The sequence below is a fragment of the Pseudomonas sp. UBA4617 genome (assembly GCF_002386445.1).
GTDB lineage: Bacteria > Pseudomonadota > Gammaproteobacteria > Pseudomonadales > Pseudomonadaceae > Aquipseudomonas.
In genome coordinates this window covers 36497-51604 of record NZ_DGIR01000022.1, presented here as the reverse complement: position 1 = coordinate 51604, position 15108 = coordinate 36497, and the positions used below count along the sequence as shown (strand labels likewise).

Here is a 15108-nt window from a genome sequence, read left to right as displayed (position 1 = left end):
GCTCGCCCCCGCAGGAACGGCCCTCTGGCAACACTGGCCGCTCCTGCGGGCGCATGCAATACACATGCAATCAACGGTTGGGCGTTACCCGCCAGACCGTATTGGCCAGGTCATCGGCAATGATCAAGGCGCCACGCGGGTCCACCGTCACCCCCACCGGGCGCCCACGGGTCTTGCCATCCTCACCGCGAAAGCCAGTGGCGAAGTCGATCGGTTCGCCGGCCGGCTTGCCATTGCTGAACGGCACGAAGATCACCTTGTAGCCCACCGGGTTGGGCCGGTTCCAGCTACCGTGTTCACCCACGAAGGCACCGTCGGCGAAGCGCTCGCCCATGGCCGGGATGGAAAAGCCCACGCCCAATGCAGCCACGTGCGAGCCGAGGCTGTAATCCGGCTTGATCGCCGCCGCTACCCTTTCCGGGTTCTGCGGTCGTACCCGCTCATCCACGTTCTGGCCCCAGTAGCTGTAAGGCCAGCCGTAGAACCCACCTTCACGCACCGAGGTCAGGTAGTCCGGCACCAGGTCGGGCCCGAGCTCATCACGCTCGTTGACGACCGCCCACAGCTGCCCGGTCTGCGGCTGGATAGCCAGCGCCGTCGGGTTGCGCAGGCCTGTGGCATAGGGCCGGTGCGCGCCGGTTGCAGCATCGACCTGCCAGACCATGGCCCGATCGATCTCCACTTCCATCCCGCGTTCGGTGATGTTGCTGTTCGAACCGATGCCCACATACAGGTAACGACCATCCGGGCTGATTGTCAGCGCCTTGGTCCAATGGTGGTTGATCGCAGCCGGCAGGTCGGTAACCTTGGTTGGCGGGCCATCGGCCCGCGTCTGGCCGTCCTGGTAGTCGAAGCGCACCAGGGCATCCTGGTTGGCCACGTACAGCTTGCCGTCGGCAAAGGCCAGGCCGTACGGCGCATTGAGGTTTTCTGCAAACACCGTCTGCACCTCGTAGCGACCGTCACCGTCGGCATCGCGCAGCAAGGTCAGGCGGTTGCCACCCTTGACCTGGGTATTGCCCTCGGCCTTGATCTGGCTGGCGATGACATCCTTGGGCTTGAGCTTGGCCGCGCTGCCACCGCGGCCCTCGGCGACGAGGATATCGCCATTGGGCAACACCAGGGTCTGCCGCGGGATCTTCAGGCCAGTGGCAATGGCGGTAATGCTGAAGCCTTCAGGCACCGTCGGTTTCTGTTCACCCCAGGCTGCCGGCTGGGCGATCTTCATGCTTGGCAGCAGGCCACGTTGTGGCGCCGGCAGTTTAGGGTCGGGCCCAAGCGCCTGGTTCGGCTCGCCATCACCACCACAAGCAGCCAGCAGCAACGCCATGCTCAACAGGCCCAACGCAGGTACAAGCTTCATGCCGCACCTCCCGAGCGCAGGCCGCTCAAACCGGTGAAGGCAGCCACGGTCGCGAGCACGCTCACGATCACTGACAGCACCAGCCCGGACGGCATTACCGCCCAGGCGTCCTTGGCGTGCTCGAAGGCATTGATCAAGCCCAGTACCCAGGTCACCAGCAGCAGCACGAAGTACAGGGTCGGCCGGCCACGCTTGCGTTCGGCACGGATCAGGTTGGCCAACGCGAACAACAACGCCAGCCCGCAGAACACCAGGGCGCCGGCGATCAACCAGGCGGCGAAGTTGCTCCACTGGATCTGGTAACTGTTGAAATAGGCAATGTCGCTGAGTAGCGCAGCGAGGAACAACGGAACGCTGCCGGACAGCAGCAGGGCATGTAGCGGGCCGGGTGTACAGCGGCACAAGGTTTGGTCGGATACGGTCACGGTGCCTCCTTTTCATTCAGTGACCCAAGGACTGATGGCATGGCCACCAGGCGTGCACGGGGCGCGCCTAGTAAAGGAGCCTCTCGGCAAGGCGATAGTTCACCGTTTGGTTTGAATGGCCTATGCTGCGAAGCGTTGGCGCAAGGAGACAACTGATGAGCAGCAACCCGATTCGCCCGCGCTCGCCCTGGGCGTTGGCCACGCTGCTGGCCCTCAGCCTGGTGCTTGTGGCCGGTTGCTCCAGCAAACCCGGCAAAGCCAACCATGCGTCACGCACAATAGGCTCCAACTGCTTCGCCAAAGCCGTCCCCACCACTGGCGAAGGTGGCCTGGCGTGGGGCGATACCTTGAGCATTGCCCGGAAGAAATCGCTGGACAACTGCGTGCGCTATGCCGGCCGGTCGGGGGGATCACCAAGAACTTGCCAGGTGGTCATGGCCAAGTGCAAGAACTAGAGCCTGCAGATAGGCGCGCATCTGATGAATCCCTGGGCGATGCGATGGACTGATCGGTCGTGAACCAGGCTTGTTGTTTTCATCATTTACACAGATTGCCCCTGGATAATGAGTTCCAATGAGCGACGCCTCCGTGAGCAGCGCCACCTCCGGCCCTGCCTGCAGCGCAGAGGCGGTCGAAGGAACCCCTGTCAAGAAGCGCAGCGCAGATCCTTCTGGCGATTAATGCGCCATGGATTCAGAGGATGGCAGCAAAACGCTACGCGCCTGGCAGGCGAAGCGACGAGGCAGACTGGAAACAGCGGCTTGAACCGATAGATACGAGCGCGCGCGTGGCAGGAGCGGCCTTGTGTCGCGAAGGGCCGCAAAGCGGCCCCTGGCGACATCAGCCTGTCACGCGTGGTCAGGCCAGCCTGGCCCGAGCCGCATGCAGCTTTTTGTAACTTTCGATCAGGCGCAAGTGGCGATCGAGGCCTTCGAGCTTCATGCTGGTCGGGGTCAGGCCATGGAAGCGCACGCTGCCATCGACCGAACCCAACACCGCGTCCATGCGCGAGTCGCCGAACATACGCCGGAAGTTGGCCTCGTAGTCGTCCATTTCCAGCTCGTCGTCCAGCAACACTTCCAGCACCACGTTCAATGCCTGGTAGAACAACCCGCGCTCGACGGTGTTGTCGTTGAACTGCAGGAACGCCTCGACCAGTTCCTTGGCATCCTCGAAACGCTGCACTGCCAGGCAGATCAGCAGCTTCAGTTCCAGAATGGTCAGCTGGCCCCACACGGTATTCTCGTCGAACTCCACGCCGATCAGCGTGGTGATCGTGGTGTAGTCATCGACGTCGCAGTTGTCCAGGCGCTTGAGCAGCAACTTGAGGGCGCGGTTGTCGAGGCTGTGCAGATTGAGGATATCGGCGCGGAATGACAAGGCGCGGTTGGTGTTGTCCCAGATCAGGTCCTCCACCGGGTAGATTTCCGAGTAGCCCGGCACCAGAATGCGGCAGGCGGTGGCGCCAAGGTTGTCGTACACGGCCATGTACACCTCCTTGCCAAGGTCTTCGAGGATGCCGAACAGGGTCGCGGCCTCCTGCACGTTGGAGTCCTCGCCATGGCCGGAGAAGTCCCACTCGACGAACTCGAAGTCGGCCTTGGCGCTGAAGAAGCGCCACGACACCACGCCGCTGGAGTCGATGAAATGCTCGACGAAGTTGTTCGGTTCGGTCAGCGCGTGGCTTTCGAAGGTCGGCTGCGGCAGGTCGTTCAAGCCCTCGAAGCTGCGCCCCTGCAGCAGTTCGGTAAGGCTGCGCTCCAGCGCCACCTCCAGGCTCGGATGGGCTCCGAACGAGGCGAATACGCCGCCGGTACGCGGGTTCATCAGGGTCACGCACATGACCGGGAACTCGCCCCCCAGCGAAGCATCCTTGACCAGTACCGGGAAGCCCTGCTCCTCCAGGCCCTGGATGCCGGCAACGATGGTCGGGTACTTGGCCAATACCTCCTGCGGCACATCCGGCAGGCACAGCTCGCCTTCGAGGATCTCGCGCTTCACTGCCCGCTCGAAGATTTCCGACAGGCACTGCACCTGCGCCTCGGCCAGGGTATTGCCGGCGCTCATGCCGTTGCTGAGGAACAGGTTCTCGATCAGGTTGGACGGGAAGTAGACCACCTGCTGGTCGGACTGGCGCACGAACGGCAGCGAGCAGATGCCACGAGCCGTGTTGCCCGAGTTGGTGTCGTACAGGTGTGAACCGCGCAGCTCACCGTCCGGGTTGTAGATGGCCAGGCAGTGCTCGTCGAGGATCTCGACCGGCAGCGCATCCCGCGGGCCCGGTTTGAACCATTGCTCGTTCGGGTAGTGCACGAACGGCGCGTTGGCCAGGTCCTCACCCCAGTACTGGTCGTTATAGAAGAAGTTGCAGTTCAGGCGTTCGATGAATTCGCCCAGCGCCGAGGCCAGCGCGGCTTCCTTGGTCGCGCCCTTGCCGTTGGTGAAGCACATTGGCGACTGGGCATCGCGCACATGCAGCGACCACACGTTGGGCACGATGTTGCGCCACGAAGCGATCTCGATCTTCATCCCCAGCCCGGCCAGGATGCCCGACATGTTGGCGATGGTCTGCTCCAGCGGCAGGTCCTTGCCGGGGATGTAGGTGCTGGTGTCCGACACCGGCATCAACAGGCCCTGGGCATCGGCGTCGAGGTTGTCGACCACTTCGATCACGAACTCGGGGCCGGTCTGTACCACCTTCTTCACGGTGCAACGGTCGATGGAACGCAGGATGCCCTGACGGTCCTTCTCCGAGATGTCCTCGGGCAGCTCGACCTGGATCTTGAAGATCTGGTTGTAGCGGTTTTCCGGATCGACGATGTTGTTTTGCGCCAGGCGAATGTTCTCGGTCGGGATGTTGCGGGTCTGGCAGTACAGCTTGACGAAGTAAGCCGCGCACAAGGCCGAGGACGCCAGGAAATAGTCGAACGGCCCCGGGGCCGAGCCATCACCCTTGTAACGGATAGGTTGGTCGGCGATCACCGTGAAGTCGTCGAACTTGGCTTCGAGCCGGAGATTGTCGAGAAAATTGACCTTGATTTCCATGCGGGATTACCGTGATTTAAGCGTGCAAAACGAAAGTGGCCGGCATTATCCGGGTTTTCCCGGCGGAAGTCCTGTTTGCGCGACCAGCTTGCGCATTCCGCCGAATTACTTGCCTGATCCTCTGAACCTGCCCCTTGCAGCCGACCAGCGGTCAGCCCCCTGTGCTAGCGTTTCCGGACTGGGGAACAGCGTATTCCCCGATCAGCAAAAGCACAGCGACAGCAACCGTTGACGGGCAGGTGAACCATGGAGCTACGCATCAACCAGAAGACCTACCAGGTCGAGGCAGACGCCGACACGCCACTGCTGTGGGTGATCCGCGACGACCTGGGTCTGACCGGCACCAAGTATGGCTGCGGCCTGGCCCAGTGCGGCGCCTGTTCGGTGCTGGTGGACGGCAATGTGGTGCGCGCTTGCGTCACGCCGGTGGCCGGTGTGGTCGGGCGCGAGGTGACTACCATCGAGGCGATCGAGGCCGACGCCGTCGGCAAGCGGGTGGTCGCGGCGTGGGTCGAGCACCAGGTTGCCCAGTGCGGCTATTGCCAGTCCGGCCAGGTGATGGCGGCTACTGCTCTGCTCAAGCACACGCCCAGGCCCACTGATGCGCAGATCGACGCGGCGATGGTCAACCTGTGCCGCTGCGGCACCTACAACGCCATCCATGCCGCCATGCATGACCTGGCCCAAGGGGAGAAGGCCTGATGCGCACGCCCGTCGATACCCCTGCAGAAGAACTGCTCAAGTTGCAGCACGGCGCGACCCTCAACCTGTCGCGTCGGCGCTTCCTCGCCGGTACGGCTGTCGGGGCTCTGGTGCTTGGCTTTGGCCTGCCCATGGGCTCGGCCCGCGTGCAGGCAGCGGCCGCAGCCAGCGCCGAACGCGGTACCCAGGTGCCGGCCTTCCTGGAGATCCGCCCGGACGGCACGGTGCGTCTGCTCAGCCCGTTCATGGAAGGCGGGCAAGGCCCTTTCACCGCCATGGCCCAGATCGTCGGCGAAGAGCTGGATGTCGACCCGGCCAGGTTCGTGGTCGACAGCGCCCCGCCTGGGGAAGCCTATGTAGTGATGGAAAACGGCATGCGTATCACCGGCGGCAGCATGTCGGTACGCATGAGCTACCCGACCATGCGCCGCCTGGGCGCCCTCGCCCGCGCCATGCTCCTGCAGGCAGGCGCCGAGCAGTTGGGCGTACCGGTTGAGCAACTCACTACCACGCCGGGTACCGTGGTACATACCACGAGCGGGCGCTCTGTGCCCTATGGTGAACTGGCCGCACGGGCCATGGACCTGCCGGTACCCGACCCGGCCAGCGTCAAGCTGCGCGACCCCAGCCAGTTTCGCTGGATCGGCAAACCGGTACGCCGCCTGGATGCCTATGACAAGTCCACCGGCAAGGCCGTGTACAGCATCGACGTCAAGGTCGACGGCATGCTCCATGCTGCCGTGCAGCACGCGCCACGCCTGGGCATGACTGTCGGTAGCCTGCGCAACGAAGAGCAGGTCAAGGCCATGCCGGGCGTGCACTCGGTGCATCAGCTGCCAGGCGCCGTGGCCGTGGTTGCCGAGCGCTGGTGGCACGCCAAGCGTGCGGTAGAAGCCATCCAGGTGGACTGGCAGGAGCCTGCCGCCGACAGCCCGGTACGGCCAATGCCGGCCGATTTCTCCAGCGATGGCTGGCGCGAGCATCTGGCCACGGTAGAAGCCCCGGCCCGTGATGAGGAAAACCAGGGCGATGTGGCTGGCATGCTGGCCAGTGCCAAGACCCGCGTCGAGGCGACCTACCACAACCAGTACCTCAACCATGCCCAGCTTGAGCCACCCTCGGCACTGGCGCGCTTCAATGGCGACGGTTCGCTGGAGGTGTGGCTGCCCAACCAGGCGCCGGACATGTTCCGTGACGACATCGCCCGGCGCACCGGCCTGGCCCCGGCACAGATCACCCTGCATTCGCCGTTGCTGGGTGGCTTCTTCGGCCGCCACTTCCTGTACGATTCGGCCAACCCCTACCCTCAGGCGATTGCCCTGGCCAAGGCGGTCGGCCGCCCGGTGAAGCTCATCTGGAGCCGCGAGGAAGAGTTCCTGCGTGACGTATTGCGCCCGGTGGCCGTGGTGAAATTCCGTGCCGGGCTGGACGCCGACGGCCTGCCGGTGGCCATCGAGGCCGTGAGCGCCACCGAAGGCCCGACCGAAGCCCTCGCCGGCAAACAGGGCGAGAAGCTCGACCCGACTGCGCTCGAAGGGCTGTCGGGCAAGTCCTACGCCATCGCCAACAAACGCATCGCCCAGGTCTACGTCAAAGGCCCGGCCATGCTTGGCTACTGGCGCTCGGTGGGCAATTCGCTGAATGACTTCTTCTATGAATCGTTCCTTGACGAACTGGCCGACAAGGGCGGCAAGGACCCGTTCGAGCTGCGCCTGCACCTGCTGCGCGACAACCCGCGCCTGACCACCCTGCTGCAGGCGGTTGCCGAACTGTCTGGCGGCTGGAAGCGCGGGCCGTTCACTGCCGAGGACGGCAGCAAGCGCGCACGCGGCGTGGCCATGGCCTCGCCGTTCGGCTCCGAGGCGGCGGTGATTGCCGAGGTGTCGATCGAGAACGGCCAGGTCAAGGTGCACGACATCTGGCAGGCCATCGACCCGGGCAGCATCGTCAACCCGGCGATCATCGAGCACCAGGTCAACGGCGCCGTCGCCCTGGGCCTGTCGCAGACGCTGTTGGAAGAAGCGGTATACGTCGACGGCAAGCCACGCGCGCGCAACTACGACCTGTACCCGATCCTGCCGCCTTCGCGCATGGCCCGGGTGCATGTCCGTATCGTCGAGAGTGGGGCGAAGATGGGCGGTATCGGCGAGCCACCGCTGCCCGCCGTCGCCCCGGCGGTGGTCAACGCGGTCGCGCAACTGACCGGCCAGCGCGTGCGCAGCCTGCCGCTGAGCCGCCATACCTTCGGCTGACCGTACAAGGACGCACCATGACCCATCGTTTCGCAAGAACCGCTGGCTGGCTGGCGGTGCCATGCCTGGTCGCGGCAGGCCTGCTGGCCTGGTATGTCACCCGCGAGCCCGTTTCGCCGTTTACCGGCGAACAGGCCACGGCCGCCGACCCGGCGCTGGTCAGCCGTGGCGAGTACGTGGCCCGGCTCAGCGACTGCGTAGCCTGCCACAGCGTGCCGGACGGCAAACCGTTCGCCGGCGGGCTGAAAATGGCCACCCCGCTGGGCGCCATTCATGCCACCAATATCACCCCCGACCGCGACAACGGCATCGGTCGCTACAGCCTGGCCGACTTCGACCGCGCCGTGCGCCATGGCGTCACGCCCGACGGCCGGCGGTTGTACCCGGCGATGCCCTACCCGTCCTACGCCAGGCTTGGCGATGACGATGTCAAGGCGCTGTATGCCTTCTTCATGCTCGGCGTGCAACCGGCAGCGCAGGCCAACCAGCCCGGCGACATTCCCTGGCCGCTGAACCTGCGTTGGCCCATCGCCGTGTGGAACGGCCTGTTCGCCACCAGCACGCCGTACGCCGACCAGCCAGGCAAGGATGCACAATGGAACCGCGGCGCCTACCTGGTCCAGGGCCCTGGCCACTGCGGCAGCTGTCACACTCCGCGCGGCCTGGCTTTCAACGAGAAGGCCCTGGATGACAGTGGCAAGCCGTTCCTCGCCGGCGCCCTCCTCGATGGCTGGTACGCACCGAGCTTGCGCGCCGACCACAACACCGGGCTGGGGCGCTGGAGCGAAGCGGAAATAGCGCAATTCCTCAAGACCGGGCGCAACCGCCACGCCGTGGTATTCGGTTCGATGACCGAGGCCTTCAACAACTCCACGCAATTCATGAGCGACACGGACCTGGCAGCGATCGCGCATTACCTGAAGTCGCTGCCTGGCGATCCGCAACGCGACGGCCCACCGTGGCAGTACCAGGCCCAATCGACGGCAATGCGGCTCGACAGCCCCGGGGCACATACCTATGTGACCCGTTGCGCATCGTGCCACGGCCTGGATGGCAAGGGCCAGGTCGAGTGGATGCCACCCTTGGCTGGAGCCACCTCGGCACTGGCCAAGGAAGACGCTTCGGCGATCAACATCACCCTCAACGGTTCGCAGCGGGTGGTCACGGCGGGCTTGCCGGATGCCTATCGCATGCCAGCGTTCCGCGAACAGTTGAGCAATGAGGAAATTGCCGCAGTGCTGAGCTTCGTGCGCACAGCCTGGGGCAATCAGGGCGGTGCAGTGAGTGCACAGGCGGTAGGTAAGCTGCGTGGGCATACCGGCCCGGCCAGCAGCAGCCCGATCATCCTGCATATGCGCTGAGATGCCTCTGGCGGCCCTTGAACATCAGGTTTAGCGGAGTAACCATGGAAAGCATCGATCTGCTGGTGCTGCGCACCACCCGCGACTGGCTCGCCGCCGGTCACCGTGCCCTGCTCGCCACGGTCGCGCGCACCTGGGGCTCCTCACCGCGCCCGGTGGGCTCGATGATGGCCCTGCGCAACGATGGCCGGGTAGTCGGCAGTGTCTCCGGCGGCTGTATCGAAGACGACCTCATCCAGCGCTACACCAGCGCCCATGGTGGCCCCGGAATGCCTGAGGGCCTGCCGCAGCTGGTGCGCTATGGCGTCAGCGCCGACGACGCCCACCGTTTCGGCCTGCCCTGCGGCGGCACCCTGGAACTGGTGCTGGAGTTCGCCCCATCGCTGCCACAGCTGGAACAGCTGCTGGCCGGCCTCGACAGCGGCAATCTGGTGCGCCGCGACCTCGACCTGCGTAGCGGCCAAGCCAGCCTCACCGCCACCCGCACGCCCGAGCTGTTCAGCTTCGATGGCCAGCGCCTGTGCACCACCCTCGGCCCGGGCTACCGCTTGCTGCTGATCGGTGCCGGTGCGCTGGCCGAATACCTGGCGACCATGGCCCTGTTCAACGGCTTCAGTGTTTCCCTGTGCGACCCGCGCCCGGAGTACACGGCCGGTTGGAATGTCGCCGGCGTCACCCGCCTGACCGGTATGCCGGACGACGTCGTGCGCGCCTTTGCCCCGGACCTGCGCAGCGCCATCGTCGCGGTCAGCCACGACCCCAAGCTGGACGACCTGGCGCTGCTCGAAGCCTTGCACAGCCCGGCGTTCTACATCGGTGCCATTGGCTCGCGGCGCAATAGCCAGCTGCGCCGTGAGCGCCTGATCGAACACTTCGGCGAAAGCGAAGCATCGCTGCAGCGCCTGCACGGCCCTATCGGTATCTATATCGGCAGCAAGACACCGGCGGAGATCGCCGTCAGCGTGATGGCCGAGCTCCTCGCTGCGAAGAACGCCGTCAGCCTGCCCGGTGCGCTAAGCGTGACCCGGGCCAAGGAGGCCGAACAGCTGGCGCGGTCGCTGTAGGAGCCGCAGGCGGTTACTGCCAGCGCTCCAGGCTCTGTTGCAGCAACTGCTCGGGCAGCGCCCCGGCAACGACCTTTTCCATCTCCCGCGCCAGCGCTTCACGCAAACGCGGCTGGTTGCAGGGCGAGTGATGCGACATCGCCAGGTACAGCCCTTCGCTGGAAATCGGCGGCGCCAGCACCTGTACCGTCCCCGCGATACCCAGGCTGCGCACCAGCGCCATGCCGGGATACTGCTCATACACCACGTAATCGCTGCGCTTGTGCAGCAGCTTCTCGAACGCCTGCCTGGCCCCCGGTACAGCTTCGAGGGTGAGGTTGGCCCTGGCATAGTCGTCGAACTGCTGGCCATGGCTGTTGCTGACCAGCGTGCCGCCCTTGCGGCCTTTGAGATCGGCCCATTGCCGGTAGGCGAAGATATTGTCCTGGCGCACCCAGACCACGCTCGGGGTATGCAGGAATGGCGGGTAGATGAAATCCATCTGCTGTTGGCGGGCCTGGGTCAGGAAATACCCGGCCATCAGGTCGATACGGCCACTACGCACTTCTTCCTGCGCGCGCGACCATGGCCCGCCGTAAATCACTTCGATGTCCAGCCCCAGCTGCTTGCCCAGGTACTTCAGCAGGTCGGCATTGGCACCGATCAGTTGCCGGGGGTTCTGCGGGTCACGCCACAGGTAGGGCGGGTATTCGGCATTGCCGGTGGCTGTCAGCCGCCGGCACGCTTCGTCTGCTACCGCCGCCATGGGCAGCAGCCACAGGCACGGCAACAGCCGCAAGGCGTGGCGAAAGCAACGCTCGATCATCGACTACCCTCGGTCGGCGGCAGCAACCCGCTGTGCACGTCATGGACAGTCTGGACCACTGGCGGGCAACAGGCTGGCCGTCTATCGCCCGGCACAACACAGGCCGGCAAAACGCTGCCGGCCAGAATAGGTGTATAGAAGCCCGGGAGTTGCTCGCACATCACACGTACTTCAGGCCCCTTGCCGTCGCATCGCCAGGATCGCCGCGCCAAAGCCGATAAAGGTGGTGCCCACCACCCGGCTTACCCAGCGCGAAAGCGCCGGCCGAGTGAGTACACCCTTGGCACGTGCCGCCAGTGCGGCATACAGGCTCAGCGAAACCAGCGACAACGCGACGAAAATCCCGGTCAGTACCAGGAACTGGGGCAGCAACGCCGCGCCCTGGTCGATGAACTGGGGGAACAGCGCGGTAAAGAACATGGTCGCCTTGGGGTTGGTGACTGCCGTGAAGAACGCCGACTTGTACAACTTCAGCGGCGTGGGCCGCACCTTGGCCGCCCCCTCTGCGCCACCCTGTGCCAGCATCGGGCTGGTTTTCAGCAACTGCCGCGCCCCCAGGTAGAACAGGTAGCCGGCGCCCAGGACCTTCACGGCATTGAAGAGCATTTCAGAACTGGCCAGCAGTGCGCCAAGCCCGAGCATGGCTGCAGCCGACAGGCAGAACAGGCCCGAGCCATTGCCCAGCGACGACCAGATGGCGCTGCGCTGGCCGTGGGCAAGGCTGTTGTTGATAGCCATCAGGGTGGCAGGGCCAGGGCTGGCGATCGCGATGGCCGCGACCAGGGTAAAGGCTAACAGCGAGTGAGAATCCATTTCAGGCTCGTCAGACGACAAAAACAGGAAGGGCAGCGTGCAGGATACGCAGGTTCAGTCGGCATTCTGCCGCTTGGCCGCCTTCTTGGCGATAGCTTTCATGCGCGTGGCCGACCGCTGCACGGTGGCCATCTTCTCGGGGCGTTTCATGCCCCGCCATTTGCGGATTTCGTCGCGGGTGCGGCCACAGCGCATGCATAACTCGCTATTGAGCTGGCACAGCGAGACGCAAGGGTTGTCGATGTCTTTGGCCATGCTGCCACTTAGCCAGGCATGGCTGCGCGCGCCTGTGCGGCGGCGCCCTGGAACACCTGGCGTACGTCCTCGGCCTTGACCTTGCTGACCGACCTCGCTTTCAGCAACTCATCGACCACACGCTGGCCCTGCTCCAGGGCGGTGTCCAGTTGCTCGTGGTCGGAGGCGTCGGCGATATCACCCAGATAAGGAGCGATGAGGTACACGTAACGGTCCTGCAGCTTGAGCGCTTCCAGCGCGTCGAGGGCTTTCTGGAACCGGTCGGCAGCGGCAGGGCTCATGCTCAATTTATCGAAATGAATCAGGCTCACACGGTCAGTGGCCATGTTGACGAATCTCCGTTTCCTGGTACGGCCAGGCCCGCAAGCAGCAACGCTTCTACGGTGCTCGTATGTGCGGGCCCGGGTAATGCCCTTCAGGGTACCAGAACGCGGGGCAGAAAGGGCCATCCGCCCTCAGAACTAAAAATATTTGCCAGGTCGCGTAATGGACGCCCCACGGCGCTATCGGGACAGGTGTCGGCATTTCCTGCGCAGGATAATCGCGCCAGCAGTTTCCCGCCGAGGCAATGCTCCAGCTCGGTAGCCCACACACAACAAGCCTGCGCCAGCAGGTAAGCCAGAAAAAGGGCCCCAACATACATGGCAAAGGAACACATCACCGAAACGCTCGACCTTGGCGTGACGGACCCCTCGAAAACCGCAGAAGCGCGCCAGGACCGGCATTTCGAGGGCAAGCTCGACTGGATCGTCTTCGGCTTCACCAGCCTGCTGGCAATCGCTTTCGTCCTCTGGGGCTTCCTCAACCAGGCCAGCCTGGCCAGCAGTGCCTCCAGCGCGCAATCCTGGGTCATTCTCAACTTCGGCTGGTTCTTCGTGCTGACGTCCACCTTGTTCGTGGTGTTCGTGCTGTGGCTGGCCGCCAGCCGCTACGGCCGGGTTCCGCTAGGGCGTGACGGTGAGCAGCCTGAATTCCGCACAGTGTCCTGGGTGGCGATGATGTTCAGCGCCGGCATGGGTATCGGCCTGATGTTCTTCGGCGTTGCCGAGCCCCTGTCGCACTATGTGTCACCACCGCCAGGGTCGGCCAGCGGCCAATCGAGCGAAGCGATGCAGGTGGCCATGGCTACCACGCTGTTCCACTGGACCCTGCACCCCTGGGCCATGTACGCCATCGTCGGCCTGGTGATTGCCTACGGCACCTTCCGGCGGGGCCGCTCGCAGCTGATTTCCGCGGCCTTCCGGCCGTTGATCGGCAAGCATGCCAACGGCCCGCTGGGCCGCCTGATCGACATGATGGCGATCTTCGCCACGTTGTTCGGCTCGGCCGCTTCACTGGGCCTGGGTGCCCTGCAGATCGCTGGCGGCCTGGAATACAACGGCTGGATCGAAAGCCCCGGCAAGCTGTTCTATATCTCGGTCATCACCCTGCTGACCATTGCCTTCGTCACTTCGGCGGTCTCGGGCATCGGCAAGGGTATCCAGTGGCTGTCCAACACCAACATGGTACTGGCACTGGTGCTGGCGGCATTCGTGTTCATGGTCGGCCCGACCTTGCTGATGCTCAACCTGCTGCCCACTTCGATCGGCATCTACATAAAGATGCTGCCGGAAATGATGGCCCGCACCAACGCCAGCGGCGGTGAGCAGATGAACAGCTGGCTGGCCGGCTGGACCGTGTTCTACTGGGCCTGGTGGATCTCCTGGACGCCCTTCGTCGGCATGTTCATTGCCCGTATCAGCCGCGGGCGCACCATCCGCCAGTTCGTTACCGGCGTATTGCTGGTACCGAGCCTGGTCAGCCTGGTGTGGTTCACCATCTTCGGCGGCGCGGGCATCGAGGCCCTGCGCGAAGGCGCCTTCCAGCTGGCCAATGGTGCAGTCAACAGTAACCATGCGTTGTACCAGCTGCTGGACAGCTACCCGCTGGCGTCGGCGACCTCGGTGCTGGTGATGGTCCTGGTAGGCATCTTCTTCGTCTCGGGTGCCGACGCCGCCTCGCTGGTCATGGGCACGCTGTCGGAGCACGGCACTACCACGCCATCGCGGCGCACGGTGATCTTCTGGGGTGCGCTGACCGGTACGGTGGCGGCAATCATGCTGGCCATCGGCGACCCGCGCGCGCCCGGCGAGGCCCTGACCGGGCTGCAGAACCTGACCATCGTCGTGGCCCTGCCATTCGTGGTGGTGATGGCGCTGTTGTGCCTGGCGCTGTACCGCGACCTGCGCAAGGACCCGATGATGCTGCGCCACCTGCGTGGCAACGAACTGATCGAAAAGGCCGTGTTGTATGGTGCGGTCAAGCACGGCGAGGAGTTCTATATCGTGGTACAGGAGAAAAAGGCGTCCAGCAAGGCAACCGTGGCGGCAAGCGAAGTGTCCGAAACCTGATGCGGCCTGCGTGGGAGCGGGTATCCGGCAGAAAATCCGGCATGTGGCACCGGCTTCGCCGCTGTTCGCCGGTGGCCCCGCTCTCACACGCGCTGCTGCCGACCCTCAGCTCACCCCCTTCAGCGCAGCCTCGATCCTGGCCACGTCGATCTTGCCCATCTGCATCATGGCGTCGAACGCGCGCTTGGCCGCCGCACGATCCGGGTGGCCGATGGCTTCGATCAGGATGCGTGGGGTGATCTGCCAGGAAATCCCCCATCGATCCTTGCACCAGCCGCAAACGCTGGCTTCGCCGCCATTATCGACAATGGCATGCCAATAACGGTCAGTCTCGGCCTGGTCCTCGGTACTGACCTGGAACGAAAACGCCTCGCAATGGGTGAAAGCCTTGCCGCCATTGAGCCCCACGCAGGGTAGGCCCATGACGGTGAATTCGACCGTGATCACATCGTCCTGCTTGCCCGACGGGTAATCGCCCGGCGCCCTGTGCACCGCAGTCACCCGGGTATCGGGAAAGATGCGGGCGTAGAAGTTCGCCGCCGCCTCGGCATCGTTGTCGTACCAGAGGCAAATGGTGTTCTTGGCAGTCATGGTATTGCTCCATGAAAGAGGTGAGCAGTTGAGTCTAGCCCG

The 15108-nt window shown here is 64.4% G+C and carries 14 protein-coding genes; 6 read left to right on the top strand and 8 right to left on the bottom strand.

Annotated features, from left to right (window positions below):
- Window positions 1-70 precede the first annotated feature (70 nt).
- Together B4L76_RS09490 and B4L76_RS09485 are read right to left on the bottom strand one after the other, a co-directional pair.
- Window positions 71-1363 (bottom strand): PQQ-dependent sugar dehydrogenase, encoded by a 1293-nt coding sequence (locus tag B4L76_RS09490; protein ID WP_296232008.1) that lies wholly within the window; start codon window positions 1361-1363, stop codon window positions 71-73.
- Window positions 1360-1788, bottom strand: coding sequence for a DUF2231 domain-containing protein (locus B4L76_RS09485; protein WP_296232007.1), 429 nt, complete (start codon window positions 1786-1788; stop codon window positions 1360-1362). Before B4L76_RS09485 ends, B4L76_RS09490 begins: the two co-directional genes overlap by 4 nt.
- Before the next feature lie 155 nt (window positions 1789-1943).
- Here B4L76_RS09485 and B4L76_RS09480 point away from each other — a divergent pair, with 155 nt between their 5' ends.
- Window positions 1944-2243 (top strand): hypothetical protein, encoded by a 300-nt coding sequence (locus tag B4L76_RS09480; protein WP_296232006.1) that lies wholly within the window; start codon window positions 1944-1946, stop codon window positions 2241-2243.
- A gap of 403 nt (window positions 2244-2646) precedes the next feature.
- On the opposite strand, the gene B4L76_RS09475 is transcribed toward B4L76_RS09480, so the two are convergent.
- A complete protein-coding gene (locus tag B4L76_RS09475) occupies window positions 2647-4833 on the bottom strand; it encodes an OsmC domain/YcaO domain-containing protein (protein WP_296232005.1) in 2187 nt (728 codons plus the stop codon).
- A 246-nt stretch (window positions 4834-5079) separates the two neighbouring features.
- Here B4L76_RS09475 and B4L76_RS09470 point away from each other — a divergent pair, with 246 nt between their 5' ends.
- From B4L76_RS09470 to B4L76_RS09455, 4 genes are read left to right on the top strand one after another with little or no spacing between them, the layout of a single operon-like run.
- The gene (locus tag B4L76_RS09470) at window positions 5080-5535 is read left to right on the top strand and encodes a (2Fe-2S)-binding protein (protein WP_296232002.1); all 456 of its coding nucleotides are present in this window, start codon (window positions 5080-5082) and stop codon (window positions 5533-5535) included.
- The gene (locus tag B4L76_RS09465; RefSeq protein ID WP_296232001.1) at window positions 5535-7787 is read left to right on the top strand and encodes a xanthine dehydrogenase family protein molybdopterin-binding subunit; all 2253 of its coding nucleotides are present in this window, start codon (window positions 5535-5537) and stop codon (window positions 7785-7787) included. Before B4L76_RS09470 ends, B4L76_RS09465 begins: the two co-directional genes overlap by 1 nt.
- A gap of 17 nt (window positions 7788-7804) precedes the next feature.
- Window positions 7805-9148, top strand: coding sequence for a cytochrome c (locus B4L76_RS09460; protein WP_296232000.1), 1344 nt, complete (start codon window positions 7805-7807; stop codon window positions 9146-9148).
- A gap of 44 nt (window positions 9149-9192) precedes the next feature.
- Window positions 9193-10212: an XdhC family protein gene (locus B4L76_RS09455; protein WP_296231999.1), complete on the top strand. Its 1020-nt coding sequence runs from the start codon at window positions 9193-9195 to the stop codon at window positions 10210-10212.
- A 13-nt stretch (window positions 10213-10225) separates the two neighbouring features.
- On the opposite strand, the gene B4L76_RS09450 is transcribed toward B4L76_RS09455, so the two are convergent.
- The 4 genes from B4L76_RS09450 to B4L76_RS09435 all read right to left on the bottom strand — a co-directional run bounded on the left by B4L76_RS09450 (window position 10226) and on the right by B4L76_RS09435 (window position 12411).
- Complete coding sequence (locus B4L76_RS09450) at window positions 10226-11017, bottom strand: substrate-binding periplasmic protein (protein ID WP_296231998.1); 792 nt, start codon at window positions 11015-11017, stop codon at window positions 10226-10228.
- A 171-nt stretch (window positions 11018-11188) separates the two neighbouring features.
- Window positions 11189-11830 carry a LysE family translocator gene (locus B4L76_RS09445; protein WP_296231996.1) on the bottom strand — a complete coding sequence of 214 codons (642 nt, stop codon included), beginning with the start codon at window positions 11828-11830 and terminating at the stop codon, window positions 11189-11191.
- A 54-nt stretch (window positions 11831-11884) separates the two neighbouring features.
- Window positions 11885-12085 carry a DUF1289 domain-containing protein gene (locus B4L76_RS09440; protein ID WP_296231994.1) on the bottom strand — a complete coding sequence of 67 codons (201 nt, stop codon included), beginning with the start codon at window positions 12083-12085 and terminating at the stop codon, window positions 11885-11887.
- Between the two features lie 8 nt (window positions 12086-12093).
- On the bottom strand, window positions 12094-12411 hold the full coding sequence (locus B4L76_RS09435) for a hypothetical protein (protein WP_296231993.1): 318 nt from the start codon (window positions 12409-12411) through the stop codon (window positions 12094-12096).
- A 315-nt stretch (window positions 12412-12726) separates the two neighbouring features.
- Between B4L76_RS09435 and B4L76_RS09430 the strand changes: the two genes are divergently transcribed.
- On the top strand, window positions 12727-14475 hold the full coding sequence (locus B4L76_RS09430) for a BCCT family transporter (protein ID WP_296231991.1): 1749 nt from the start codon (window positions 12727-12729) through the stop codon (window positions 14473-14475).
- Between the two features lie 105 nt (window positions 14476-14580).
- Here the strand turns inward: B4L76_RS09430 and B4L76_RS09425 are convergent, their stop codons facing one another.
- Window positions 14581-15066, bottom strand: coding sequence for a VOC family protein (locus B4L76_RS09425; RefSeq protein ID WP_296231989.1), 486 nt, complete (start codon window positions 15064-15066; stop codon window positions 14581-14583).
- Window positions 15067-15108: the final 42 nt, after the last annotated feature.